This is a genomic window from Psychrobacter glacincola (genome assembly GCF_904846075.1).
GTDB lineage: Bacteria > Pseudomonadota > Gammaproteobacteria > Pseudomonadales > Moraxellaceae > Psychrobacter > Psychrobacter glacincola_C.
The window spans coordinates 58,472-83,046 of record NZ_CAJGZH010000002.1; the positions used below are offsets into that span (position 1 = coordinate 58,472).

18 protein-coding genes are annotated in these 24,575 nt (G+C 43.9%); 9 read left to right on the forward strand and 9 right to left on the reverse strand.

All coding sequences use genetic code 11. The features are described from left to right. Positions 1 to 152 precede the first annotated feature (152 nt). Together JMW85_RS06440 and JMW85_RS06445 are read right to left on the reverse strand one after the other, a co-directional pair. Entirely contained in the window at positions 153 to 2,315 is a 2,163-nt protein-coding gene (locus JMW85_RS06440; protein WP_087815186.1) for a DNA primase, read from the reverse strand. 214 nt (positions 2,316 to 2,529) lie between these two features. Further along, the gene (locus JMW85_RS06445) at positions 2,530 to 3,729 is read right to left on the reverse strand and encodes an outer membrane protein assembly factor BamD (protein WP_087815188.1); all 1,200 of its coding nucleotides are present in this window, start codon (positions 3,727 to 3,729) and stop codon (positions 2,530 to 2,532) included. A 780-nt stretch (positions 3,730 to 4,509) separates the two neighbouring features. Here JMW85_RS06445 and JMW85_RS06450 point away from each other — a divergent pair. From JMW85_RS06450 to JMW85_RS06460, 3 genes are all read left to right on the forward strand, one after another. Then, on the forward strand, positions 4,510 to 5,763 hold the full coding sequence (locus tag JMW85_RS06450; protein WP_201553721.1) for an RluA family pseudouridine synthase: 1,254 nt from the start codon (positions 4,510 to 4,512) through the stop codon (positions 5,761 to 5,763). 106 nt (positions 5,764 to 5,869) lie between these two features. Then, complete coding sequence (locus tag JMW85_RS06455; protein ID WP_201581264.1) at positions 5,870 to 6,832, forward strand: polyphenol oxidase family protein; 963 nt, start codon at positions 5,870 to 5,872, stop codon at positions 6,830 to 6,832. A gap of 86 nt (positions 6,833 to 6,918) precedes the next feature. After that, positions 6,919 to 7,521, forward strand: a complete 603-nt coding sequence (locus JMW85_RS06460; RefSeq protein WP_087815192.1) for a flavodoxin family protein — start codon at positions 6,919 to 6,921, stop codon at positions 7,519 to 7,521. Between the two features lie 106 nt (positions 7,522 to 7,627). Here JMW85_RS06460 and JMW85_RS06465 read toward each other — a convergent pair whose 3' ends face one another. Next, entirely contained in the window at positions 7,628 to 7,813 is a 186-nt protein-coding gene (locus JMW85_RS06465) for a hypothetical protein (protein ID WP_087815194.1), read from the reverse strand. A gap of 652 nt (positions 7,814 to 8,465) precedes the next feature. On the opposite strand from JMW85_RS06465, the gene JMW85_RS06470 reads away from it, so the two are divergent. From JMW85_RS06470 to JMW85_RS06480, 3 genes are all read left to right on the forward strand, one after another. Further along, a complete protein-coding gene (locus JMW85_RS06470) occupies positions 8,466 to 9,935 on the forward strand; it encodes a cytochrome c (RefSeq protein ID WP_201581265.1) in 1,470 nt (489 codons plus the stop codon). A gap of 165 nt (positions 9,936 to 10,100) precedes the next feature. Beyond that, positions 10,101 to 11,702, forward strand: coding sequence for a flavin monoamine oxidase family protein (locus JMW85_RS06475; RefSeq protein ID WP_087815198.1), 1,602 nt, complete (start codon positions 10,101 to 10,103; stop codon positions 11,700 to 11,702). A gap of 104 nt (positions 11,703 to 11,806) precedes the next feature. Continuing rightward, positions 11,807 to 12,439 (forward strand): c-type cytochrome, encoded by a 633-nt coding sequence (locus JMW85_RS06480; protein ID WP_176393086.1) that lies wholly within the window; start codon positions 11,807 to 11,809, stop codon positions 12,437 to 12,439. Between the two features lie 155 nt (positions 12,440 to 12,594). On the opposite strand, the gene JMW85_RS06485 is transcribed toward JMW85_RS06480, so the two are convergent. The 5 genes from JMW85_RS06485 to tolQ all read right to left on the reverse strand — a co-directional run bounded on the left by JMW85_RS06485 (position 12,595) and on the right by tolQ (position 16,680). Further along, on the reverse strand, positions 12,595 to 13,896 hold the full coding sequence (locus JMW85_RS06485; RefSeq protein ID WP_201581266.1) for a PD40 domain-containing protein: 1,302 nt from the start codon (positions 13,894 to 13,896) through the stop codon (positions 12,595 to 12,597). A 91-nt stretch (positions 13,897 to 13,987) separates the two neighbouring features. After that, positions 13,988 to 14,431 carry a cell envelope integrity protein TolA gene (locus tag JMW85_RS06490; RefSeq protein WP_087815200.1) on the reverse strand — a complete coding sequence of 148 codons (444 nt, stop codon included), beginning with the start codon at positions 14,429 to 14,431 and terminating at the stop codon, positions 13,988 to 13,990. A 61-nt stretch (positions 14,432 to 14,492) separates the two neighbouring features. Continuing rightward, on the reverse strand, positions 14,493 to 15,401 hold the full coding sequence (locus tag JMW85_RS06495) for a cell envelope integrity protein TolA (RefSeq protein WP_087815202.1): 909 nt from the start codon (positions 15,399 to 15,401) through the stop codon (positions 14,493 to 14,495). A 75-nt stretch (positions 15,402 to 15,476) separates the two neighbouring features. Beyond that, the gene (gene tolR / locus JMW85_RS06500) at positions 15,477 to 15,935 is read right to left on the reverse strand and encodes a protein TolR (RefSeq protein ID WP_045452251.1); all 459 of its coding nucleotides are present in this window, start codon (positions 15,933 to 15,935) and stop codon (positions 15,477 to 15,479) included. 4 nt (positions 15,936 to 15,939) lie between these two features. Next, entirely contained in the window at positions 15,940 to 16,680 is a 741-nt protein-coding gene (gene tolQ, locus JMW85_RS06505) for a protein TolQ (RefSeq protein WP_045452254.1), read from the reverse strand. Between the two features lie 445 nt (positions 16,681 to 17,125). Between tolQ and JMW85_RS06510 the strand changes: the two genes are divergently transcribed. The 3 genes from JMW85_RS06510 to JMW85_RS06520 all read left to right on the forward strand — a co-directional run bounded on the left by JMW85_RS06510 (position 17,126) and on the right by JMW85_RS06520 (position 23,102). Next, positions 17,126 to 18,421, forward strand: coding sequence for an NCS2 family permease (locus tag JMW85_RS06510; protein WP_055124161.1), 1,296 nt, complete (start codon positions 17,126 to 17,128; stop codon positions 18,419 to 18,421). A gap of 722 nt (positions 18,422 to 19,143) precedes the next feature. Then, positions 19,144 to 22,398 carry a bifunctional proline dehydrogenase/L-glutamate gamma-semialdehyde dehydrogenase PutA gene (putA, locus tag JMW85_RS06515; protein ID WP_087815208.1) on the forward strand — a complete coding sequence of 1,085 codons (3,255 nt, stop codon included), beginning with the start codon at positions 19,144 to 19,146 and terminating at the stop codon, positions 22,396 to 22,398. Positions 22,399 to 22,409: 11 nt separating this feature from the next. Beyond that, positions 22,410 to 23,102 (forward strand): 1-pyrroline-5-carboxylate dehydrogenase, encoded by a 693-nt coding sequence (locus JMW85_RS06520; protein ID WP_045446201.1) that lies wholly within the window; start codon positions 22,410 to 22,412, stop codon positions 23,100 to 23,102. A 175-nt stretch (positions 23,103 to 23,277) separates the two neighbouring features. Here the strand turns inward: JMW85_RS06520 and JMW85_RS06525 are convergent, their stop codons facing one another. Beyond that, positions 23,278 to 24,450, reverse strand: a complete 1,173-nt coding sequence (locus JMW85_RS06525; protein ID WP_201553725.1) for a cupin domain-containing protein — start codon at positions 24,448 to 24,450, stop codon at positions 23,278 to 23,280. Positions 24,451 to 24,575 lie beyond the last annotated feature (125 nt).

Below are 24,575 nucleotides of genomic sequence, written 5' to 3' on the forward strand. Positions count from 1 at the left end.
AGTGATATCTACCGACCATTTCTTACTGATTATTTTATATCAGCCAAATGATTAAATGGCAATACATGCTATTGGGCATAATCATTAGTAGTGGGGGCAGCCGCTATACTTTTAAAGGGTTGGAGATTTTTTAGCAAAAATAATGGCAAACGTTAAGATTTGACGGTAACCATCTGCGCTGACTGCTCAGCTTGCTGCGCGCGTAACCAATCATTTAATAATTGCGACTGCTTACGGACAATCGCCAGCTTGATATGATCAGGATTTTTGATGAGCTCTTGCATCTTTTTTTGCAGATGTAACTTGAGCAACTGCATCACCAAGTTTTCGATCAACTCATCCAAGCTCAAAATATTTCTGCCAATTAATGTCTTATAAAATCCGCCCCAGCTACGGCTAAGTGTCTCTTGGGTGATTGGCTTGACATTAGACAATATAAAGTGTGCGGCGGCGTTGGCATCTTTGGGTAAATGATTCAGGCAGCGTTTGATGGTGCTAACGATATCCAGCAAGGCGATATCTTGCAAATCTTCCCAAGCAAGCGGACGCAAGATGTCAGGCGCGGCTTTTTGCTTGATGTGTGCTGGCAGCTGTAAATCAATAATACCTGCCTGCTGCCAAATGGCTTCGATAGGGTCTTCAATTAAGGCGCGTGGCTGAAACAAAAAACAAAGTTGCAATTGCTGACTGATGGTCATGTCACCATCAAAATCTAGCAGCGCATCTTTGGCTTCGATATTTTGGCTACGTTTACCACCCAGCTTCTGATAGACGTCATTGTTCAGCAAATAGCGAAAGCTACTGCCTTTAGGTAATGCAGTGGTCAAGGCACGTACTTGCGACATGAGCTTGGCTTTGCCTTCTGCCAAGGTTAAATCGTAACGCTCGCTTAAATAGGCAAAAATATACTGTGACAATGGCATGGCATTCGCGATTTGCTCACGCATGGCATCGCCGCCCTGACTCTTAATAAACGTATCAGGATCATGATTATTTGGTAGGGTCAAAAACCGCAACTCTTTGTCATCAGCCAGTACTGGCAAAGCCACTTCAAGGGTACGCCAAGCCGCTTTTTGTCCCGCGCTATCGCCATCAAAGCTCAAGGTTAGGGTAGGGTTCAGCGTTAGTAATCGTGAGATTTGGCTTTCATTTATCGCCGTACCCATGGAAGCAATAGCGCCATAAATACCCGCTTGGTAAAGGGCAATCACATCCATATAGCCTTCGACCACCAGCCAGCTGTCGGCACGTTGTTGGCGTGATTCATAATAGCCATACAGCACATGCTGTTTATGAAAAACGGGTGAGTCAGAGGAGTTGATATATTTGGGTTTTACCTCATCATCGAGCGCCCGCCCACCAAAACCAATGGTGCGTCCTTGATTGTCTCGAATCGGGAAAATGACCCGATCACGGAGTAGATCATAGTCGCGCCCTGACTCTGATTGGCGCACCAAACCAAGCGCCTTTAGCCCTTCAATATCTTGTGGAAACTGATGCTCAAGATGCTGCCACCCAAAGGGCGCATAGCCTAAACCAAAGGTCTCAAAGATGTCTTCGGTGATGCCACGCGATAAAAAATAGTGCTTAGCATGCGGATGAAGGGTGAGATTGTGCTGATAAAACTGCTGGATTTGCTCTAACAGCTCATACAGGTTACCGTCTTTATCGGAAACGCTATGATCATCGTACAATGCCGCAGCGTCAGTATCGCCACCTGTCAACCATGCTGGCGGATAGCTATTATCATCTTGGTAGTCTGCGCCATAAGAATCTTCTGGATAAGACGCTGAGTCGTAAGCATCTAGCGGTGGATACTCATCGTAGCCGTTGCTACTGTCGTGATAAACGGGCTGATCGGTATCGCCGTACTGGTTTTGTTGCTGAATAGCCGAAGTAGCGTTAATAGAAGGCGCATTAATTGCTTGAGCAGGACTTTTAGCGTCGATAGTCGGATTAGGTGTTGGCGGTGGTGCAATCGGTTTTGGTGCACGGCGCTGGTAGCTGACGTTTTGTTGCTCTTCTTTTGGGACTTCGATGCCCGTCTGCTTTGATAGCTCATTAACCGCTTCAATAAAAGTTAAGTTTTCATAATCGCGTAAAAAACTGATGGCATTACCGCCGACGCTACAGCCAAAGCAGTGATAGATGTTTTTTTGTGGATTGACATAAAAAGAGGGCGACTTTTCGCCATGAAATGGACAGCAGCCTTTAAACTCACTACCAGCACGTTTAAGCGTCGTATGACGCCCAATGATACTGATTAAGTCAGCTTGGCTATTTAATTGGTCGAGAATGTGATTTGGAATACTCATGCAAAAAACAGTTTACCATAGGTGTATTATCTTAAGCATAGGCAATATCGGGCGCAAACAATATTGGGCATAGATAATGAAACAGAAACAGAAACAGAAAAAATAAGGCCAACTCTGTTGTTGACCTTATTTTTTTCATGATGTGCGTTGATGTACTAAAAAGAAGAGACGTTCTCTTAATTAAAAGAGAGACGTTGCCTCAAATTTAGCGCATTTATTCATCATTCATATCGACATCTGCTGGCAGGATATCAATCCCTTGAACAGGCAATGTCGTACGGCGTACAGGATTGGTGTTTTGCGGATCGACATTGGCTTCTCTTGCCGTAGAGCCAGTGCTCGATTGGCTAGTAATGCGCTCAGCGGATGCTTCAGGCAGACCTAAGCCGACATTGATGCCAGTATTAGCGCGCACAGGTGAAGTACCTTGCGCTGCACTGGCTGCTGCATTATCGCTTGGCAGTCTTAATTGACTGGCGTTACGAATAACCTGAGTTTTGGTCGCGCCGTTATAGTCGCCTGTCGCAACTGATGAAGTATCTTTGTTAAAACGACTTAACTGTCCAAAAGTCAATTTGTTGATGAAAGAACGCTCACGTTTGGTGTCGAGTTTAACGCGTCCATCGGCACTTAACATGTTGGGATAATTAATCTGCAATAGAGTTTTGTATTCTGCTGCCAAATCAGACATACCCAATTTATCATAGCTATAAGCTAAGACCGCGATTGCGTCTGGGATGGATTCACTAAGTGGATAGTATTGAAACACCCATTTGGCACGGTTAACAGCAGCGACATAAGCTTCGCGCTCGATATACCAGTTGGCTGCACTCATCTCACTTTCAGCAAACTGATTGTAAATGAAAGTCATGCGCTGAGCGGCATCTGGCGCGTAAGGGCTGTTAGGGTACTTGTTAATAAGCTCTTGAAAGTTAGCGAAGGCAATACGTAAATAGGCGGTATCACGCTCAGCTTGATTGAGCTTAAACAGTTTCAGGCCTTCTGATGAGCCTTGCATATTGGCGACGCCGCGCACATAGTAAGCGTAGCTGACTTGCGGATTAGAAGGATATAGGTTAATGAATTGCTCAGCGCTGGCAGCTGCCATTTCATACTTACCACTGGCATATTGTGCGTACATCATGTCGAGTAATGCTTGCTCAGCGTATTGTCCAGTAGGATAAAAAGTGCGCAGATTGGTCAAATCTTCGATGGCTTGTGTATAGCGGCCTTTATCAATCTGGGTAATGGCGTCGTTATAATAGTTCTGCTCTGATTTTTCGGCAGTTTCTACTGCATCGACGTCTTTACCGCCAGTCAGGTTTTTGAAAGTCTGACAGCCCACTAAGTTTACGCTTAGCGCAAGTAGGGTTATTGAGGACAGTTTGATAAACGTATTGCCAACAGCTTGCATACTTCTTCTCCGACACAAGACGTATAATAGCAGCGACGCTATCATACTAGATATTAGGTTAATGATAAAAAACGATGCGTAGGCATCAATAGTGGTCTGTCATCTACTATGTCAATCATCGGACATACCAGTTATCGTTATTAAAAAACGCTTGATGGCATAGGGTTTATATCAAACCAAATGCTTTTAATAAAAATTCGATAAGCGTACAGTGGCATAGCATACAGCAAAATATGGCTATACTTTATAGAATAACGTTTGCTTCGTCTATTTTTTCGCCATCTATATTGTACTTAATCCAATCGTGCTCATCGAATTTGAGTCAGTATCGTACAGTTATTAGTCTACTGCAACACAGGTGCGATATGCTGCTGCTCGCAATGAGCTGTACACCAACGCATGTCAGTTTGACATTTTAACATGAGCTGCTGTCACGAGCGATATCGAATGTCGCTGACACTGATAAATATACAGTAAATTACAGCAATGTCATATTTTAGAGAGTTAAGTACGGCGCTGACGCTCGCTGCGGTATAATCAAAAAATGACAGATAACACACAGCTTCTATAGGGCTTAGGCGCTTGGCATGCTACACTAGCATGGTATTGCCTCCGCTTTTTTCGACGACGATCGCTTTTATGATAAGCGATTGATAGCGAATGGCCTTTTGTTTTTTATAGCGTTACGCTTAACACTTTATTAGAAATTTCTCAAAAGCTACCTTTCAAAACCATGTCAGGCGCTTTGCCATATATAAATCTGCTATGAATAATAATGCTATGACTACCCATTTACCACCGAATCAATCACGACAGACTGATTCATCAGCACAAGAGTCACCGATGCCAAATGACGTTTTAAATAATAGTGAATTACCTGACGATAATCAGTCGATGCTTGATGAGCAAAGCCATAGCGATCATGTTTTAGAAGACGCTGTGTCAGAAGAAGCTATGTTAAAAGATAGTGATGAGCTTGACGACGATATGATAGATAGCAGCGATGAAGATGCTGACGACATTGATGATAGCGACGATGATGAAGCGTCAGCCGCCGGTCAAGTGGTGCCAGTAATTATTAATATGACGCATACGGTTATAGAAGACGAAGCTGGTTTACGTATTGATAAATTGGCTTCAAAAATATTTACCGATTTCTCACGTGTTCAATTACAAGGTTGGATCAGTGATGGCAGCCTGCTGTATAACGATGGCGTGCAAAAACCGAAAATTCGTGTCAGAGCGGGTGATGTGCTGCAGTTAACCACCACATTAGAGCAGCATAGTGAAGATCAACCAGAAAATATAGACATCGATGTGGTCTATGAAGATGATGACGTATTGGTCATCAATAAACCTGTTGGCATGGTAGTGCATCCTGGTGCGGGTAACCAAACCGGCACCTTGGTCAATGCACTGCTGTATCACTATCCGCAGCAGCACCATCTGCCGCGTGCAGGTCTGGTGCACCGTATTGATAAAGATACCTCAGGGCTATTGTTGATTGGTAAAACCAAGCCAGCACAGCTTGCGCTGATGGAGCAACTAAAGGACAAGTCGGTCTATCGTCACTATCAATGTGTGGTAGCAGGGGATGCAGCGAGTCTATCGCGCCATCGCCGTATTGACGCCCCAATCGGTCGTCACCGTAATCAGCGTACTAAAATGACGGTAATGACGGCAGGACGTGAAGCTGTGACACATTTACTGAATGTGACCGCGCTTAACGGCAATTATTGCTTGTTGGATGTAGGTCTTGAAACGGGACGTACGCACCAAATTCGTGTGCATTTAAGTCATGTTACTTATCCGATAGTGGGTGATCGTGTCTATGGTGGTCGTCGTCAATTGCGGGCAGGACTGACAGAAGCCCAGCGTCAAGCGATTAATAATTTTCCACGTCAAGCCTTGCATGCCTACACACTGGGTTTCGTGCATCCAACGACTGGTGAAGATATCGAAGTCACCACACCACTGCCTGAAGATATGCAGCAGTTAATGGCTGTGCTAAGTGATGGCTATGATGACGAGTAGACCGCTCCTTGTAGGCGAGAGCGTAAAGTCGCTTGTAAAAAACAGAGCCTAGTAGTAAATAGCGATCCGTGACATAAAAATGACTCATTAAGACGGTAAATCAGCCATGACTCATCAGTTTCCTATGACATTGCTTGCACAGATTGATGATGTGGCTGTTTTTCAAACGGCTGCCTTTTCAAGCGATGATGTTGAATCACAAGACCAGCCTACAGAACAGCTGGTACGACAGCAACATCAAGCGAATTATGGTGAGCTAAATTTAGGTTTGCATGTCAATGATGATGCTGCAAAAGTACTGAGCAATCGCATGCGTTTATTATCTGCCATCAATGAGCAGCTTGCACCCTTATCGTCGACATGCCAACACGTACCCATCAAACGCTTACACTGGGTTAACCAAGTTCATGGTAAGCAAATTCATGATGTTGATGGCACGGCGCTAGGTATGACGCCAATGTCTGCTGACGCGATGGTCAGTCGGCAACAAGGGCTTGGGCTTGCGATAATGACGGCTGACTGCGTACCGATAGTCTTATATCAGCCAGCTAGTGGTCAAATAGCAGCGATTCACGCGGGTTGGCAAGGTCTGGCTTGCGGGATTATTCAAGCGACTGTGCAATGCTTTACGCAATCGGGACAAATCAAAGCTTGGATTGGTGTTTGTATCAGTCAAGACAGCTATGAAGTTGGCGCTCAAGTTCGCAATCAATTATTGAAAGGTTGCACAGAAAATAAGTTATTGAACACAGCCAGTATTGAACATTTTGATTCGTTATATGTCATAGATTCTGTGGCTACTATTAAAGGCGATAGCAATAATCAACATGTACAGGATACGGTTGATAAGCTGTCAAGCTGTAACACAGTTGACACGAGAAAAATCAAGATAAACTTACCAAAGTTGGCAGCGGATCAGCTTAGTGCGGCGGGCGTTATAGTAGATGACACCTTATCTAGCAGCTGTAGTTATACTGATGACCACTATTATTCTTATCGGCGTCAAACGCATTTGCAACAGCCTGCTACAGGTCGAATGGCGCTGGTCATTGTACGTGGCGCTGCGTAGGATTACGCTATTTGCTGTTGCGCGCAATTAACTGTTGAACTTATATTGTTTTTATTTAACCATTTATAGCCATTATTAGAGTTTGTATGAATACACCTGCCAAATCGTCCACTACTGATAGCATACCGACTGTATCTATTGCTGTTATTTATCATAGCAACTACGGTCATACCAAGCGCGTCGCTGAAGCGATCGTTAAAGGGGCGCATCAGCAATTGCCAGCAGCACAGGCCAAAGCCGTTGATGTCCACAAGGTTGACTGGGATTATTTGGATCAGGCGGATTTGCTGGTTTTCGGTAGTGCCGTATATATGGGTAGTGTCACTGCTGAATTTAAGACTTTTATGGATGAAACCTCAAAGCGCTGGTATCATCGTAAATGGGAAGGCAAGTGGGCAGCCGCTTTTGCCAACTCTGGTGGGCTGAGTGGTGATAAGCTGGCGGTATTGCAGCAGATTTCTTTGTATGCGATGCAGCATGGTATGAACTGGATTGGATTACCGCTGATGCCGACAGGTCATGAGGCTCACGATTTAAACCGTTTATCTAGCTTTTTGGGCTTGATGACCCAGTCGCTTGATGGTCCCCCTGAGGAAACGCCAGGACGGGGAGATATTGATACAGCTATTTGGTTCGGCGATCATTTGGCCAAGACAATTGTCAAGCATCAGCCAGCGGCACGCCCTTGAAATGAATGGCTATTGAATCATTTAAGGTAATTTATTAAACATTAAAGGCAGATATCAAACCGATATCTGCCTTTTTTTTTTTGCTTATTTTATGAGTGTGATGGCACTATTTTTGATTTTTTGTACTGGTATTATTTTGAACCTGCACAGTGGTAGCAAGCGTATTTTTGACCAAGATATTATTGGTAGGGGTGGTATTCACAGGGATAGGGCTGTCGACAAATTGAAATGATTGGCAGCCTGTCATTAACAGGGCTGATGTAAGTATATAAGCAAGAATCGGTAACTTCATAGTGGTGTCTCAGGCGGCGATCGGCAATGTGGAAATAGCGCCTATCATAAACAAAATATGGTGCGTTGCAATAGCTTGTTTCATAGCATTATAAAAATATGACTGATAAAAAAGCGAGTGCTAACTTAAGTCTATGTATCTATTATGTACAACTAAAATCGATGATGACAAAAAATGAAGCAAATTTTTGACAGCTATCTACAATGATAGGTTTTTTATAAAAGATATGCACCAAAAAAATAGAACTTTAGTTACTGATTTTAAAGGTATTATTTAAATGACCTATTATTACAATATAAAAAAACATATTACGTTATCAAAAACTGATAATGACAATGCGGTTCTTTACGTTTTGTAAAAATTTGAGACCAATACGTTACTCATTAAGTAATAGTAGCGAAATAGTCTTACATTAGTAGAGTGAGTAGACATCATTTAGTAACTATGCTTAGTAACTACGCTTATGAAATTACTTTTACCACGCTACTGTATTAAGCATTTACTGGATGATTTGCTACCTCATTTAATGGACTATCAATTGAGTATAACAAGTCGTCACTCATTAAGGCTTGCTCAATACTAAATGTTTCATCTCAATCATTCATCCTAATAATAATTACAACACCCTAGGTGCCAGCTATATGAGGATATTATGAAGCCACTTTATGTGATGTTATCGATGCTCGTCATTGGTATGAACTCCAGCGCTGCGATGGCTGAAGGCGCAAGCGTCGTAAATACAAATCTAGCCAATGCTAGCTTGCCTAATGCCAGTTTACCTAATATTAGTCCAGCCAATAGTGAGCTTGTCAATCGCGGTGCTTACATTGCCCGTGCAGCCGATTGCATGGCATGTCATGGCGAAGATTATACTGGCGGTACAGCGATCGAAACGCCGATGGGAGATATCTATTCAACCAATATTACCCCGTCTAAACGTTATGGTATCGGTGATTATACCGAAGCGGACCTAAAGAACGCGTTGCAAAAAGGTCGTACGCCAAGCCATATGCTTTACCCTGCCATGCCATATCCTTCTTATAGTGGCATGAAAGAAGAAGATATCAGTGCGTTGTTTGCTTATCTGCAAACCGTACCTGCTGTCGATGAAGCACCAAAATATAAAACTGACCTGCCGTTTCCCTTTAACATTCGCAGCTTAATGATTGGCTGGAATTTTCTTAATGTCCCGTCTACTGAAAACCGTGATGGTCTCACTGAGACGCAGCAACGTGGTGAATATATTGTCAATAACTTAGAGCACTGTGGTACTTGCCATACCCCGCGTAATAGTACTATGGGTTTCGATAAAAAAATGTATCTATCAGGTGCTCAGCTTGGTCATTGGCATGCACCAAATATCACGCCTGACGATTCGAGCGGTATCGGTAGTTGGAGTGAACAAGATATCGTCACTTATCTGCGTACTGGTGAGCTTGACCAGCGTGCCTATGCGGGTGGTCCTATGGGCGAGGCGGTTGCACATAGTACGCGCTACTTAAAAAATGAAGATTTGAATGCCATTGCTTCTTATCTAAAAGCGGTGCCTGCTATCCAAACAGATGATAAGGTCGCAGCCGTTGATGTCTCGCGTTTACCAACACCCATTAGCGAATCTATCACTCATGATTTACTGGCGCAAAAAGATTATTTAGCCCAAGCCAAAGCACAGGTGAGTAATGGCAGCAATTCACCAGAATCGCTATATTTGGCAGCCTGTGGTAGCTGTCACGGCGTTGATGGTTATGGTCAGCCTGATGCGCGTTACGCCCCTATCGTTGGACTCAGCAGTATTCGCCGTGAGAAACCTGATGCGCTGGTCAATATGATCCTTCATGGGGTAGAAGGTGCGACTAACACATCACCTATCATGCCAGGGTTCTCAGATGAGCTAAATAGCGAGCAAATCGCTGGTATTACCAATTATGTGCGTGTGAATTTTGGTGGTCTCAACAGTAGTGAGGTGAGTGCTAGTGATGTTGACCGTATCGCAACGACAGGTACTGACAAGCCCTTCTTAATCAAATACGCGGGCTTACTGGCAGTAATCGGTATCATCGTGGCCATTATTATCATTGTGTTTATTATACGAGCCATCTTGCGGTCTAGGCGCCGTCGTTAATTCATTGATTCTATAAAGACGATTCACATATTTATTATAGGACAAGATCTACAGGCAACATGGTAAGGCACAACAGCTCGAAAAACAGACGTAGAACTAAGTCGAGCTGATTAATAATACATATGCCTACCGTCTTGCAGGAACGTCTACTTTAAGGACATTATTATGAAAGACATACTTCAATCACCAACGCGGCGCCAACTGCTCTCGATGATTGGTAAAACAGCGGGCGCGACTGCGATGTATCAGGCGATGACGACATTAGGATTTGCGTCAGAGTCGAGTTTTAAAGAGACCATGGATCTTAAAGGTGCACCTCCTGGCGCTAGTGTCGTCATTCTTGGTGCGGGTCTTGGCGGGCTGACTGCAGCTTATGAGTTACGTAAAGCGGGTTACGATGTCAAAGTGCTCGAATATCAAAATCGTGGCGGCGGTCGTAGCTGGACATTGAACAGTGGGGACAAATATACCGAGCTTGGCGGCGAAGAAGTCACTTGTGATTTTGAAGAGGGCAATTATTTTAATGGTGGACCGTGGCGTCTGCCAAGCCATCATTATGCCGTCTTCCATTATTGCAAACAGTTTGGCGTTGAAATGCAGCCCTTTATTCAAACCAATGATCGTGCTTATTTGCATCGCAGTACTCATTTCGACGGCGTGCCGCAGCGTTTGGGTGATGTGAAAAACGATATCCAAGGTCATGTCGCCGAGCTGCTATCGAAATCAGTTAACGTCGGTGGTCTTGATCGCTCGGTCAATACTGAGGACAAAGAAAAGCTATTAGAAGGTTTAAAAGGCTGGGGGGTGCTGGATAAAGATTATCGTTACCGCGCCAGTAATGAGACCAGTAAACATCGCGGCTTTAGTGTGTTTCCAGGTGGTGGCTTGATGCCTGATGCGACGCCATCAAAACCTTTGCCGATTAGTGAGATACTAGATTCAGGTATGTGGGCAGATATTTATGGCAACCATATGACTTATGGTCATCAACCGACGATGTTTCAGCCAGTAGGTGGTATGGGGAAAATTGGTGATGCGTTCACCCGTGAATGCCGCGATATGATTGAGTTTAATGCAAAGGTTATTAAAATTCATCAAGATGACAGTGGCGTCACTGTCGATTATGTAGACAGCAACAGCCCAGATGGTGCCACCAAGACCATTCGTGCAGACTGGTGCGTGTGCAATATTCCATTAACTGTATTAACGCAGATGGATATCAATGTCTCCAAACCAATGAAGCAGGCGATGGCCGCCGTGCCTTATGAGACCTCTTATAAAGTCGGTCTAGAGTTCAACCGCCGCTTTTGGGAAGAAGATGAATGGATATTTGGTGGTCTGACTTATACCGACATGCCCATTGCTCAGATTGCCTACCCGTCACAAAATATGTTTAAAGATGGTACGGGCGTGCTACTCGGTGCGTATGGTTATGGTCCGACGTCTTATAAGTTTAATAGCTTAACGCCGCAAGAACGTATTAATGTTGCGCTTGCTTATGGTAAATACATCCATCCTCAGTATCCAAAAGAATTCCGCGCAGGGACATCAGTTGTCTGGCACCGCATCCCATGGACGCTCGGCTGTTACGGTATTTGGAATGAGTCGACCCGTCGTCAGCATTACGACACCTTGTGCAGTATTGATAATCGTATTGTGCTGACAGGCGAGCATTGCTCACACATTCCAGCATGGCAAGAAGGCGCTATTTTATCTGGTATGGATGCCGCAAAGCGCCTACATAAAAAAGCAAAAATGCTGGTTTAATAACGCTTGGGTTATATAAATAACTATAAGATTCAGAGGCTATCATGGACAATGCAATTGTGAAGAAGGCAATCGTGGAGAAAGCAATCTTGAAGAAAAAAGTCATGAAAAACATGACACTCAAACTGCTGACGGTAGTGCTGCTGAGTGGGATCAGCAGTACAGCACTGTTGGGCTGTAGTCAACAGTCAGATGATGAAGTGACGGTTTCCAGTGTACAAGATCAGGATTCCCTAACAACCAATGACTATCAAGCAAGCCGAAATACGGGTGCGTGGGGCGGCGTTTATATGAGCCGTGAGGAGCTTACTGCACCTGCTATCAATATTGTAGACGACAGCTCATTGCCCAATATGGAAGACGACCCAATTATTACTGAATGGGACGCAAAGTTTGAAGGCACAAATGGCTTTGTAACGACAGATGGCAAAAAGCTGTATCACGACTCTTGTGCGGCTTGTCATATGCACAAAGGCGAGGGTGCTTACGGTGCAGGCTATTATCCGCCACTGGCGAATAACAGTAAGATGCAATCAAAGTATTACATCATCGATATCTTGATTAATGGCTTTCGTGGCATGCCCTCATTCCATGGAATGATGAACGATGCGCAGATAGCGGCGGTTACTCAATATGTGGTCAGTGACCTAAATGGTTTTACCGATACCGTGACTGCTGAAGATGTGGCAAAACTGCGGCATCCCAATCCATCAGCAGGTGATCCGAGTGATGATTAATAGTATTCACTACTTTAGTCAATAATTGTCCAATACATGCTAGTGGCAAAATGATTTAACCGTGCTTCGCAATATAAAAAAGCGCCTAATTATTTATTAGGCGCTTTTTTATGAGCAAGACTTTATGAATTAAGAAAGATAATGATAAATATGGTTTATTTAGGGCTAGATGACCAAATTGGTGAGCGAGCAATGCCTTGTACAGGTATGTCAAACGATTGACCACTACTCAAAGATTTAATTGTTAATTTACCTTTGCCGCCTTGTTTTGAAGCATAAATTACATTTCTGCCACTGGGTGAAAAGCTTGGCGCTTCATCGATACCGGTATTGCCCAAGTTAGTAGTAACAGCGCCGCCGCTATTCATGATCGCCGCTGAGCGACCACTTAAAAAGGCAATTTGTGAGCCATCGTTACTAAATTGCGGACTAGTGGCATAACCGCTACTTGATACCTTAGTCGTACGTCCTGAACCAAACTCATAACGATAAATCTGTGGTTTGTTAAATCCAGTTTTGTCTGATACAAAAACAAAGGATTTGCCATCAGGCGCATAACTTGGTTGCACTTCGCTGCTTGGCCAATTGATAAGCCTTCTAGGTTGACCACCACTGGCATTCATCTCATAAATATCTGCGCTACCTTCAAAGCTGCTAGAGAATAATATCTTGCTGCCATCAGGAGAGAATGATGGACTGAGATTGCTGCCAGGGAAGGGCGTTAACGGGGTTGCACCGCCACCGCTCACACTTTGTACATAAATAACGGGATAAGATTTATCGCGTTGTAAGGAATAAGCAATGCGATTGCCATCTGGCGACCATGTTGGTGAAAAGATAGAACCAGTTACTTCAGTAATGGTTTTGGCATTTTCGCCATCGGCATCCATCACTTTTAAACGTGAGACTTTTTCTTTACCAGCACCAGTCTCTTCAATATAAGCAATACGCCCTGAAAAGTCACCTGGCGTACCAGTAATCAATGCGTAGATTTTATTGGCAATGACGTGTCCAGCACGACGCATACTGTCAGGATCTTTATTTGTTGTCGAGGTTTGCTTACCCTCAAGAATTCGCCCCGATTTGACATCAATCACTTCATAATCTGTGATAATTTTACCTCGGTTGGTACGCGTGCCACCGATTACTAAGTACGGAATACCTAAATTTTGCCATACTGGCAAAGTACCCGCCAGCTCGCTACTACTGCGTGGCTGCTGCGGTAGGTTTTGGCTAGTAATTTTTAGACCTTCTTTGCTTAAGTCGTTGACGATAATGGGTGACAACACAGAATCACCAGCAAAGGGTACAAACGCGACTTGGTTTTGTTGTCTTGGCGCAGTAACAGTCATATCAAGCACCATTGATTCAGCGGCATAAGCAGGCACTGATAACAAGGGAGTGATTAACAACAGGCTTGAAGTGGCACGAAGGATAGAATGTGTAGATAGCTTCATGAAGTAATATCCTAAAATAGAAATAATTGGTTCATCATACAGGCTTAATTATTATTTATAGTGAGATTAACTGTACAACGTTAGGTGTTTTTTATTGAACGTTAATTTTAATTATCAAGTCTTTAAAGTTTTCAGGTTTATTTAAGCCAATGGGTAATGGACTAGCAGATAAGGCTGCTCTTTTTACTACTTGATTTACAGCAGGATTTGTACCTTGAGCTTTAACAGATAACACATTACCTTTTTCATCCAACTTAAAGTATAAAGTAGTTGTTGATTCTGGGGTAGCAGTGGGTAGAGTAATATTACGTTTAATTTTTTCTAATATAGCTGTTGTTACATGACTCTCATTACTTAAATCATTTTTTCTAGTAGTAATAGCGGCAAACAAGGCTTTTTGATCCATAAACTCATTTTTGACATTATGGCTTTCTGGTAATGTGCCAGCGACAGAGTAGCTAGATAATAGAAAAAAAGACAGCAATAGCAGTAAAGTTGAGGTATTACGTAATATATGACACTTGCTTAAACTCATAAACAAGAACCTTAAGATAGTAGAAAACCATTAATGATATAGGATTAGAGGCTATACAAAATCAATTAATAGTAACGTTGATTGTCAAATTTGCAAAACTTTCAGGATTGTCTAAATCAATTGGCAATGGGCTAGCAGCGCGTGCAGCTTGTTCAACTGCTTGGTTGACGACAGCATTTGGACCACTAGCCTTTGCAGATTTCACGTTGCCTCTGGTATCTAATTTGAGCGACAATGACGTGGTTAGACCCTGTGTTTCGATTGGGGTATCAAGTTTGCTTTGTATTTTACTTAATATAGCACTTTTGAACTCACCAGTAGAACGAGAGGTACTGCCACTACCACCATTAGATGTTGTTGAGTTGCCGTCTGCTTCTAGATCATATCTCTGACCTGCGCTACCAGAATCACCTGTATTAATCTTTAAATTTTTATCAGTCGCAGTCGGGCGTGTAATCTTTGGCGGGTTATTTTGTTTATTACGGAAATCGCCCAGCTGATTTTGTTCTTCTATCAGCTTTTCATTTTTGTTTTGCTCCACCTGACTATGCTCTTCTGTCACCGACTCATCCAATTGTGCTGCAAACTCAGCCATATTGCGCTCGTATTCTTGATTTTGCTCAAGCAGACGCTGATTTTGTTCCTCGCTCATCAGCATTGGCTGACTGGCGCTATCGCTAAAGCTTTCTGATGATGAGGTGCTCGATGCACTGCTTGTGCTATTTGCAGCTTGCATCGCGCTAGCTGCCGCTGCACGATTGGCAAGGATTTGACCTTGCATTTCAGCCAATTGCTCAGGGGAGACCATGACCGTCTCAATACTTTCCACAGTGTCGGTTTTAGTATGTTGATAAGTATAAACGAGTATCCCAATCACGAGACCATGTGCCAGCACGCTAAGTAGCGTAGGCAATGTTAGCCCATTGCCTTCAGGTTGGGTCGGTACATAAACGACAGGAGCATTATGCATGGTAAAGATACTCAAGGACGAGGTTCATCAAATTATCTACTTTATTATAGCAAGCTGAGCGAGGAATAGGATTTATTACAATGATGGTGTGGGCAAGGGTGCGCCTGTTAATAATCCCACCTTTTGAATGCCTGCTTGTTGTAAGGTGGCCATGAGTGTCATGATAGCGCCATATTGATTGTTTTGATCGGCATTAATCATGACTTGTAAAGGCTGCGCCCCAGCATCGCTACTTTGATTTTGTAAGTTAGATAGGGTATCAATCAGCTCTGGTTCACTAATCGGCAGGTCAACATTGTCTTCATAACTGATAAAAATATCGCCACTATCGGTCAAGGACACAATGACGGGTAGTTGGCTTTGGCTCATGGTATTGGTTTGCTCTTTTGGCAAATCAACATCGACGCCCGTAATCAGCATGGGCGCTGTGACCATAAATATGACAAGCAGCACCAACATCACATCGATATAAGGAACGACATTCATCTCCGCATTTAGCGCTTTTTTTTCACGGCGATAGGGACTCTGTTTCATGATTTCATAGTCCTTGTGCCTGATTGGCCGTAGATTGCGTTTCTCTCGTAGCGATATTGTCTCTACCAACAGTGCTTTCTGCACTGGTCTCGCGCTGGAGCATGCCCGTCATTTCATCGCAAAATAAAGCACGTGAATCGTACAAGCGACTAGATTTGGCGGTAAAGTGGTTATACGCCAGTACGGCAGGAATCGCTGCAAACAAGCCCATAGCGGTTGCGATTAATGCTTCGGCAATACCAGGTGCGACAGACGCTAGGGTTGCTTGCTCCGTTTGTGACAACCCTAAAAAGGCGTTCATGATGCCCCAAACTGTACCGAACAATCCAACATAAGGCGCGACTGAGCCAATACTCGCTAGCGTAGTCAGTCCTGATTCTAATAGTTGCTGCTGACGTCCTAAACCGACTCGTAGCTTGCGCTCAACACCATCGATGATGTCATCTTTGGGTTGGCGCTTTTTATGCATTCTTAAGTATTCAGAAAATCCCACATAAAATATTTGTTCAAGTCCTTGGCGTTCAGGCGAGCCTTGTACGCCTTGGTAAAGCTTGGCTAAATCTTCACCTGACCAAAACCAAGTTTCAAACTGTTGATCGAAATTTTTGGCCGTACCAAGCCGCGCGCTCATACGAAAGATAATTACCCAACTGACTAAAGACGCCAATAACAATAATGCCATCACAATCTGCACCAAGAGACTGGCTTGGGTAATAAGGTCGATAATATTTAATGATTCAGGCATGTATGGGACTCATGGGTAATTAATAATAGCTGGTATGGCGCGACACGCAGACCAGATAGGATCTTTAATAACGAAAATATAATATGACAGTCATGATGCATATTGCTATCAGCCGCCTAGTGTACTGCTAAATGTCGAAAAGGTCATTTGTTAAAGTGTTAAATACCAAATAATTAACAGCTGTTTGTACAATCCATAGTATAAGGTTAATTTATATGTGGATATCTGAAATATTGTCTGGCTGTTATGTCTCAATCGACTGAAAAGGTGGGTTTGTACCCATAAGGCACTGGTAATGATTGAATTTGTACCGCAACTTCTCTAAAATGTTGCACCTTGTTACCGCTGTCTTTTGATAATGACGTCGCCATCCATTGGCTGACGTCATATTTATTTTAGGCATCAATAAATTTGTTCTTTCACTAGCAAGCTGGGCGCGACACTTATGAATGCAATTGAACGCTATTTTGGGATTAATGGTGAAAACACCACAGTCAAAACGGAAATCCTTGCCGGTATAACCACCTTTTTGACCATGGCTTATATCATCTTTGTCAACCCCAACGTATTGGCGGAAGCTGGTATGGATAAAGGGGCGGTATTTGTTGCCACCTGTTTAGCAGCGGCAATAGGCTGCTTTATTATGGGTATCTATGCCAGACTGCCGGTGGCACTCGCACCAGGTATGGGTTTGAACGCTTTTTTTACTTACGGCGTTGTATTGGGTATGGGCTACGCTTGGCAAACTGCGCTAGGTGCTGTTTTCTTATCGGGTTGCTTGTTTATCATTTTGAGTTTGTTTAAGATTCGCGAATGGGTTATCAATGCCATTCCAAACAGCCTTAAGCAGGGTATTGTGGCAGGTATCGGTGCTTTCTTAGCATTTATTGCGCTACAGAGCTCAGGTATCATTGTCGGTCGTGATGCGACATTGGTGATGCTGGGTGATATGACCTCATTTGCACCTATGATGGCTGCTTTGGGTTTCTTTATTATTATTGGTTTGGTCTATAAAAAAGTCCCAGGTGCCGTGACGATTGGTATCTTGGTTATCACCGTGATTAGCTTGTTGACAGGCCATACACAGTTTGCTGGCATCATGTCTGCGCCGCCATCTATCACACCAACATTGATGGAGCTTGATATTGCGGGTGCGTTTGACGTTGGTATGATCAGCGTTATTTTTGCCTTCTTATTCGTCGATTTATTTGATACGACAGGTAGTTTGGTTGGTATTGCCAATAAAGCGGGTTTGATTGATAAAGACGGCAATATTCCTAATATGGACAAAGCGCTACTGGCCGATTCTACTGCTACGGTCGCTGGTGCAATGTTGGGTACGTCATCGACCACCAGTTATATTGAGAGTGCTTCTGGAGTGGCATCAGGTGGTCGTACAGGTCTGATGGCAGTGACGGTTGGCGTATTGTTTGTACTGAGTATTTTCTTTGCACCATTGGCTGGTATGATTCCTGCTTACGCCACAGCTGGCGCGATTTTTTATGTGTCGGTACTGATGTTATTTACCCTAAAAGAAATCAATTGGGAAGATTTGACAGAAGCGGCTCCTGTAGCGGTTGTTCTGTTATTGACCCCGCTGACGTACTCTATCGCTGATGGTATTGCGCTTGGTTTCATCACCTTTACCGCGGTAAAACTGATGACTGGTAAATTCTCTGAAATTACGATCCCAGTTTGGGTATTGACCGTTATTTTGCTGACCAAATTGGTGGTTTTATAAGTTTTACTAGGATGCAGTGAGCGTTCGATATTACTTTACTGCTTTCGAGTTTTGTTACGTTAAATTCCTCTTTATTCGGAAACGATAAAGGGGTTTTTTTTGATTTAAAATGGCTCAAATTTCCCTAAATTTATTCAAGTGTTTGATTTAAAAAAACAATTAATCGCCAATAGTAAATAGAAAAGTATAACCAGTGCGTCATAAGGGATAAAGTGCTGTTAACTAATTGTTTTTTAGAAATATATTAATTTGTGTAAATAAGCAATATCGTTAGTTTGAAAATTTTTTTCATGATATTATAGCCGAGTTAAGCGCATCACCTCAATCAACGCCGTAGAGGTTTTTCTTACAGTGAATTAGCAGCACTCAAGATGGCAGATTTTTTTGCTAAAGCGATTTTTTCGTTTTAATAGCGATATCTGATCATCACACTCCTTTCACTACAAACAAGAAGAAGGCACTAATGCCGCTTAGCTGTTCGTTGTTGCCTTTGTATTGTTAACGTAGCCCGTTTAACAGTCGAACGACCTACTTAACCGCTTCCAGCCTACGCTGGATTTTCTCGTTTTGTGATGGCGCCGTTTGGACTTTTGATTATTGTTATAAGTATCTATCGATAGCCATCATCTAAATGAATGATGGTGATGGCTAGTTATACCAGACGATCAGACTTCCTAAAGCACTATTTATGATGGTTTTTAAACGATAGTTATGGAGTTGTTATGAACCCAGTAGACCAGTTTACCCCGCAAGAGCCGATTTTGTTTAATCCTGTCGATTTGCTATCGCCAGATTACATTGCCCAGTCGGCAGAAACTCTGCACGCCCGTATTTCGCCGTTGTATAGCGTTGATGAAGAGCGCTGGTTGTCCAAATTATTGCCACTTGCTAAACCCAGCACAGAAGAACGTGACGCCGCTGCTGAGCAAACGCGCCAGCTGGTTGAGCATGTACGTAATGATGGCAAAGCGGTCAAGATGGTCGACTCGTTACTGCTTGAGTATAGTCTTGACACCCAAGAAGGTATCTTGCTGATGAGCTTGGCAGAAGCCTTGATTCGAGTGCCAGACAATTATACTGCTGATGCCTTGATTCATGACAAAATGAGTGTGGCTGATTGGAAAAAGCACATCAAAAATGACAACGGTTTTATGGTCAATGCCTCAACATGGGGCATGATGATGACAGGTCGTGTCGTCAGTATTGATAGTAGCACCACAGCATCAGGCTTTTTGGATCGCATGACTAAAAAGATGGGCGAGCCTGTTATTCGTAGTGCCATGCAAAAAGCCATGCGTATCATGGGTCATCAGTTTGTATTGGGCGAGACCATCGAGGACGCCAATAAAAATAGCCAACCTTATCGTAATAAAGGCTATACCTATTCGTTTGATATGCTCGGTGAAGCGGCTATTGCGCATAAAGACGCTGAAAAATACTTCAATGACTACCTGCATGCGATCAGAGCCACTGCCAGTATCAAAGTCAAAGAAGGCATGCCTAAGCCATCAGTATCTATCAAGTTGTCAGCATTGCACCCTCGCTATGAAGCCACGCAAGAAGCCCAAGTCATGGGTTTATTACGTCAACGCTGCTTGCTGCTCATCGAAGCGGCACGTGAAGTCAATGTGGATCTTAGTATCGATGCCGAAGAAGCCGACCGCCTTGAAATTTCTTTAAAACTGTTTGAGTCTTTGTACCGTGACAATTTGACGGCTGACTGGGATGGTCTTGGCTTGGTCGTGCAAGGTTACTCTAAGCGCGCCATTGCTATTTTAGTGTGGCTGGCTCGTCTATCGACTGAGGTGGGAGATCGTATTCCAGTACGTCTGGTAAAGGGTGCCTACTGGGATACTGAGATCAAGCTTGCCCAGCAAAAAGGTCTGTCAGGCTATCCTGTCTGGACACGCAAAGAAGGCACGGATACTGCTTACCTTGCCTGTGCGCGTTTCTTATTGTCAGATCATCTGCGCGGCTTGATTTGGCCACAGTTTGCGACACACAATGCGCACACCCTAGCGTCAATTATGACCATGAGTAAGCATAGAGAGTTTGAGTTTCAGCGTTTGCACGGTATGGGCGATGCTCTTTATGATCATATCTTACAAGCGTATCAAATTCCGGTACGTATTTATGCCCCAGTTGGCGCGCATAAAGACTTGCTGCCGTATTTGGTACGTCGCTTGCTCGAAAACGGCGCCAACAGCTCGTTTGTCCATCAGCTGCTAGACAAGTCTTATCCGATTGAGAAGCTGACAGTACATCCCTATGACAAGCTGCTGGCCAATGCGACGTTACACAATCCAGAGATTCCGTTGCCGTTAGAGATTTATGGTGCGCGCCGTGCCAGTTTTGGTCCTAATATATTCGTAGAGTCACAATGGCTGCCCTTTAAATCTGCTATCGATAGCCATTTGCATAAAACTTGGTCAGCGACGTCCATCGTCAATGGCAAAGCAGTTGATGAATATGAAGTAGAGGGCGTAACGCACAAGCTTGAGACTCAAACCGTACGTGCACCTTGGAACCACGAAGTAAGTGCTGGTGAAGTCACTTATGCCAATGCTGAAATAGCTGGTCAAGCAATCGATGCGGCAGTGGCAGGGCAACGTGTCTGGCAAGCAGTATCAGCTGCTAAGCGTGCTGAAATATTGCGTAAGATAGCGGATCTCTATGAAGAAAACTACGCTGAGCTAATGGCGCTATGCCAAATCGAAGCGGGAAAAACCCTTCAAGACGGTATTGATGAAATCAAAGAAGCGGTTGATTTCTGCCGTTTTTATGCCGATGAAGCAGAGCGTTTAAACGACGTCGTGCATGAATTCACCGATTTGGCTGGCAAGCAATCTCGTCAAGTTTATAAAGCACGTGGCACCTTTGTCTGTATTAGCCCATGGAACTTTCCATTGGCTATCTACACTGGTCAAATCGTAGCGGCACTAGCAGCAGGCAATACGGTTGTGGCGAAACCTGCCGAACAAACCAGCTTGATTGCCCATTTTGGTGCTCAGCTAATGTACCAAGCAGGCGTACCAACACAAGCCTTACAGTTAGTGATCGGTGCTGGCGATGTTGGTGGTGCATTGACAGCGGCTGACAATATAGCAGGTGTGATATTTACGGGTTCAACCCAAACGGCTCAACGTATTAACCAAAGCCTAAATGATCATGCACAAGCCAGTGGTGAGCTACCTGTCTTTATCGCTGAAACTGGTGGTCAGAATGCTATGATTGTCGATTCAACGGCATTGCCAGAACAAGTGGTTAGAGACGCTGTCTTATCTGCATTTGGTTCAGCAGGTCAGCGTTGCTCAGCTTGTCGTATATTGTGCGTGCAAGAAGAAATGGCTGATAATTTAATTGAGCTATTACAAGGTAATATGGCTGAGCTATCGGTCGGTAATCCTTTATATGCTGCTACAGATGTGGGCCCAGTGATTGATGCGGATGCCAAACGTAGTCTTGAAGCGCATATCGAGCGTATGGACGCTGAGCCAACAGCGACTATCTTGGCACAGACACCAATGAGCTCAAGCTCAGTTGTCAGTCAAGAACAGTCTACCTTTGTATTGCCAACAGCGATCGAAGTGAAAAGTATCGACGTGATCGGTGGCGAGCATTTTGGTCCGATTTTGCACGTACTGCGTTATCAAGCACGTGATCTGAATAAGCTGATTGATGCCATCAACGCGACAGGCTTTGGTTTGACCCTAGGTATTCATAGTCGTATCGAAAATACCGTTGAGCACATCGAGCGCCGTGCGTTTGTAGGTAATACTTATATCAACCGCAACCAAATCGGTGCCGTCGTAAACGTACAACCATTCGGTGGTTGTGGTCTGTCTGGCACGGGTCCTAAAGCTGGTGGCCCGCATTATGTCGCACGTTTGATGCAGCTTAGCTCAGAGTCAAATAGCAGTAACCAAACAACTGCTAATACCACTACCCAAACCACCACTCAAACAGAACTCGCATAAGGAGTAGCAACATGGCGACTGAATTCAAAAAAAATCATGCCCAGGTTTGTGAATCTTGGCGATTACTTGGCGCAGTGAATCGCGCAACATATCTACAAGCGGCTATTCCAAAGTTGGCGCTGCTGACTGGTGACGCCAATAAAGCAAAGCGTTTGTTCAATCATCTATTGAGCGCCGCGCCTAGCTTGGATGAGGTGCATCGCATGACTGGTGCAACTGGTGAGTCCAACGATCTATATGTCACTGGTCGTGGTAAGACCATGGTTATTGGTGGTGAATCTGCTAGAGCCATGGCAGTATTAGGACAGCTGGTAGCCGCACTATTGACAGGTAATGAAGTCATCCTGCATTGCCCAAGCCAAGATGAGATGTGCAATGAAGCTGCCAAGATACTATATGATACAGGTATCAGCGAAGATGTATTGAGTGTGGCGAATGACTCGCAAACCGTCACGCTTTTATATATCGATCGTCTGGCACAGGTTGCAGTCTCTGGCAATCGAAGCGAAGTACAGACTATCAGTCAAGAGCTTGCCAATACAGACGGTATCTTAACGCAAGTCATCAGCGTCACTGATATGGAAGGCTTGTCAGAGATGCTAACGCCTGATTATTTGCATCGTTTTGTCACTGAGCGCGTCAAAACAATCAATACCACAGCGATCGGTGGTAATGCTAGCTTGCTTGAACTTGGTACAGAATAACCGTATTAATTACAAACCCACTTCGCTCTTATATCCGTTTTGATAAGTGCGAAGCAGTGTTTGGTATAGCTATAAATACCGAATACGATTTATAAGAAAAAACCGCTATCTGAGTAATTGTCGGATAGCGGTTTTTTTTATTTACGTTATTTGATTAATGTCTGATTAATAGATATTATTCAGCAATATCAATCCACACCCAGCCGTTCTCTAGCCATTCGCTCAAATCGTCTGAGTCAACATCGGCGACATCTTGACTATTTAGGTGTTCGCCATTAGCCAAACGCACCAATACCGCTACTGCGGTCTCGTCAAGCCCGTCAATGCGTTGCCCATTGGCATATAAAACGATGTCATTATCCGCCTGGGTGTATAACAAACGATTGCTATAATCCGCTTGCAAGGTAGCACCTTCTGCTAGAGCTTGCATGAGCTCATCTGTATCTAATGTATCCTCTGGCATCAGCGCATCATACTGGCGTTTGCTGACGACTTCAGAAACTGCTTGACGAATGATATCACTACCACGCTCAGACTGTAGCATTTGTAATAGCTGATCTTTGATCGCATTGATGCTGCTCGCTTGCAATTCACCTGACGCTTGCAGCGCTTGTGGCAGCAGCATTGGGATAAATAAATCGCTATCGTTGGTGGCGATATCAGCCAAGCTGTCGATGATTTGCATCAAGTTAGGACGACGGCAGCCAAATGAAAAGGTTAAGCAATCGTCTTGTGCCACACCAAAATGTGACAGCTTCGGCGGTACGTAAAGCACGTCACCCGCTTCTAATATCTCATCAAAAATAATCTCACCCATATCATCAAAGAGGCGAATCGGCTCATCAGCGACAAACTCGGTATTTTTATCACAGAATTTGCCCAGTTGCCAACGTCTAGACCCAAACCCTTGCGCTAAAAACACATCATAATCATCATAGTGTTTGCCGACTGAACCACCTTTTGGCGCATAAGAAACCATGATGTCATCACGTTGCCATTGTGGAATAAAGTCAAAGGCTTGCCACAATTGACCAAGCTCAGGCGACCACTGTTCCATATTCTGCACCAGTACAGTCCATTGCTCAGGTAAGTTATCGAAATCAGTTTCAGTCAATGGGCTTTTTTTGAGTTGCCACTGCGCCTGACCTTCTTTTTTACTTGCTGCTTGAGTCAGCAGGCGCACTGCGGCATCTTCTTCTAGTGCTAGACCAAGCATGTCGTCAGGTTCGAACATGCCAATTAGCTGTGGTAAGCCTTGTTTAATTAAGAGTGGCTTTTTTTGCCAGTATTCGCTTAAAAATTGCTCAGGCGTGATAGAGTCGGGTAAACAAAGCGGTATAGAAGTCATGGGTAGATCCGTGTGTTTAAGTAGAAAGGATATCAAGGTAGACAGAATATAAAACTAGAACAGTGCTTTATAGCTGACATGTATTGGTTTATGATTAGCGTCTAGCTGATGGTGAAATTATAGCC

Excerpts from the sequence above, each read along its gene's own strand:
- JMW85_RS06455 (WP_201581264.1), top strand. The coding sequence starts at position 5,870 with ATGACTCATCAGTTTCCTATGACATTGCTTGCACAGATTGATGATGTG.
- JMW85_RS06525 (WP_201553725.1), bottom strand. The coding sequence starts at position 24,450 with ATGACTTCTATACCGCTTTGTTTACCCGACTCTATCACGCCTGAGCAA.
- JMW85_RS06465 (WP_087815194.1), bottom strand. The coding sequence starts at position 7,813 with ATGAAGTTACCGATTCTTGCTTATATACTTACATCAGCCCTGTTAATG.
- tolR (WP_045452251.1), bottom strand. The coding sequence starts at position 15,935 with ATGAAACAGAGTCCCTATCGCCGTGAAAAAAAAGCGCTAAATGCGGAG.
- JMW85_RS06485 (WP_201581266.1), bottom strand. The coding sequence starts at position 13,896 with ATGAAGCTATCTACACATTCTATCCTTCGTGCCACTTCAAGCCTGTTG.
- JMW85_RS06510 (WP_055124161.1), top strand. The coding sequence starts at position 17,126 with ATGAATGCAATTGAACGCTATTTTGGGATTAATGGTGAAAACACCACA.
- putA (WP_087815208.1), top strand. The coding sequence starts at position 19,144 with ATGAACCCAGTAGACCAGTTTACCCCGCAAGAGCCGATTTTGTTTAAT.
- JMW85_RS06445 (WP_087815188.1), bottom strand. The coding sequence starts at position 3,729 with ATGCAAGCTGTTGGCAATACGTTTATCAAACTGTCCTCAATAACCCTA.
- JMW85_RS06470 (WP_201581265.1), top strand. The coding sequence starts at position 8,466 with ATGAAGCCACTTTATGTGATGTTATCGATGCTCGTCATTGGTATGAAC.
- tolQ (WP_045452254.1), bottom strand. The coding sequence starts at position 16,680 with ATGCCTGAATCATTAAATATTATCGACCTTATTACCCAAGCCAGTCTC.
- JMW85_RS06460 (WP_087815192.1), top strand. The coding sequence starts at position 6,919 with ATGAATACACCTGCCAAATCGTCCACTACTGATAGCATACCGACTGTA.
- JMW85_RS06450 (WP_201553721.1), top strand. The coding sequence starts at position 4,510 with ATGACTACCCATTTACCACCGAATCAATCACGACAGACTGATTCATCA.
- JMW85_RS06495 (WP_087815202.1), bottom strand. The coding sequence starts at position 15,401 with ATGCATAATGCTCCTGTCGTTTATGTACCGACCCAACCTGAAGGCAAT.
- JMW85_RS06475 (WP_087815198.1), top strand. The coding sequence starts at position 10,101 with ATGAAAGACATACTTCAATCACCAACGCGGCGCCAACTGCTCTCGATG.
- JMW85_RS06490 (WP_087815200.1), bottom strand. The coding sequence starts at position 14,431 with ATGAGTTTAAGCAAGTGTCATATATTACGTAATACCTCAACTTTACTG.
- JMW85_RS06520 (WP_045446201.1), top strand. The coding sequence starts at position 22,410 with ATGGCGACTGAATTCAAAAAAAATCATGCCCAGGTTTGTGAATCTTGG.
- JMW85_RS06480 (WP_176393086.1), top strand. The coding sequence starts at position 11,807 with ATGAAAAACATGACACTCAAACTGCTGACGGTAGTGCTGCTGAGTGGG.
- JMW85_RS06440 (WP_087815186.1), bottom strand. The coding sequence starts at position 2,315 with ATGAGTATTCCAAATCACATTCTCGACCAATTAAATAGCCAAGCTGAC.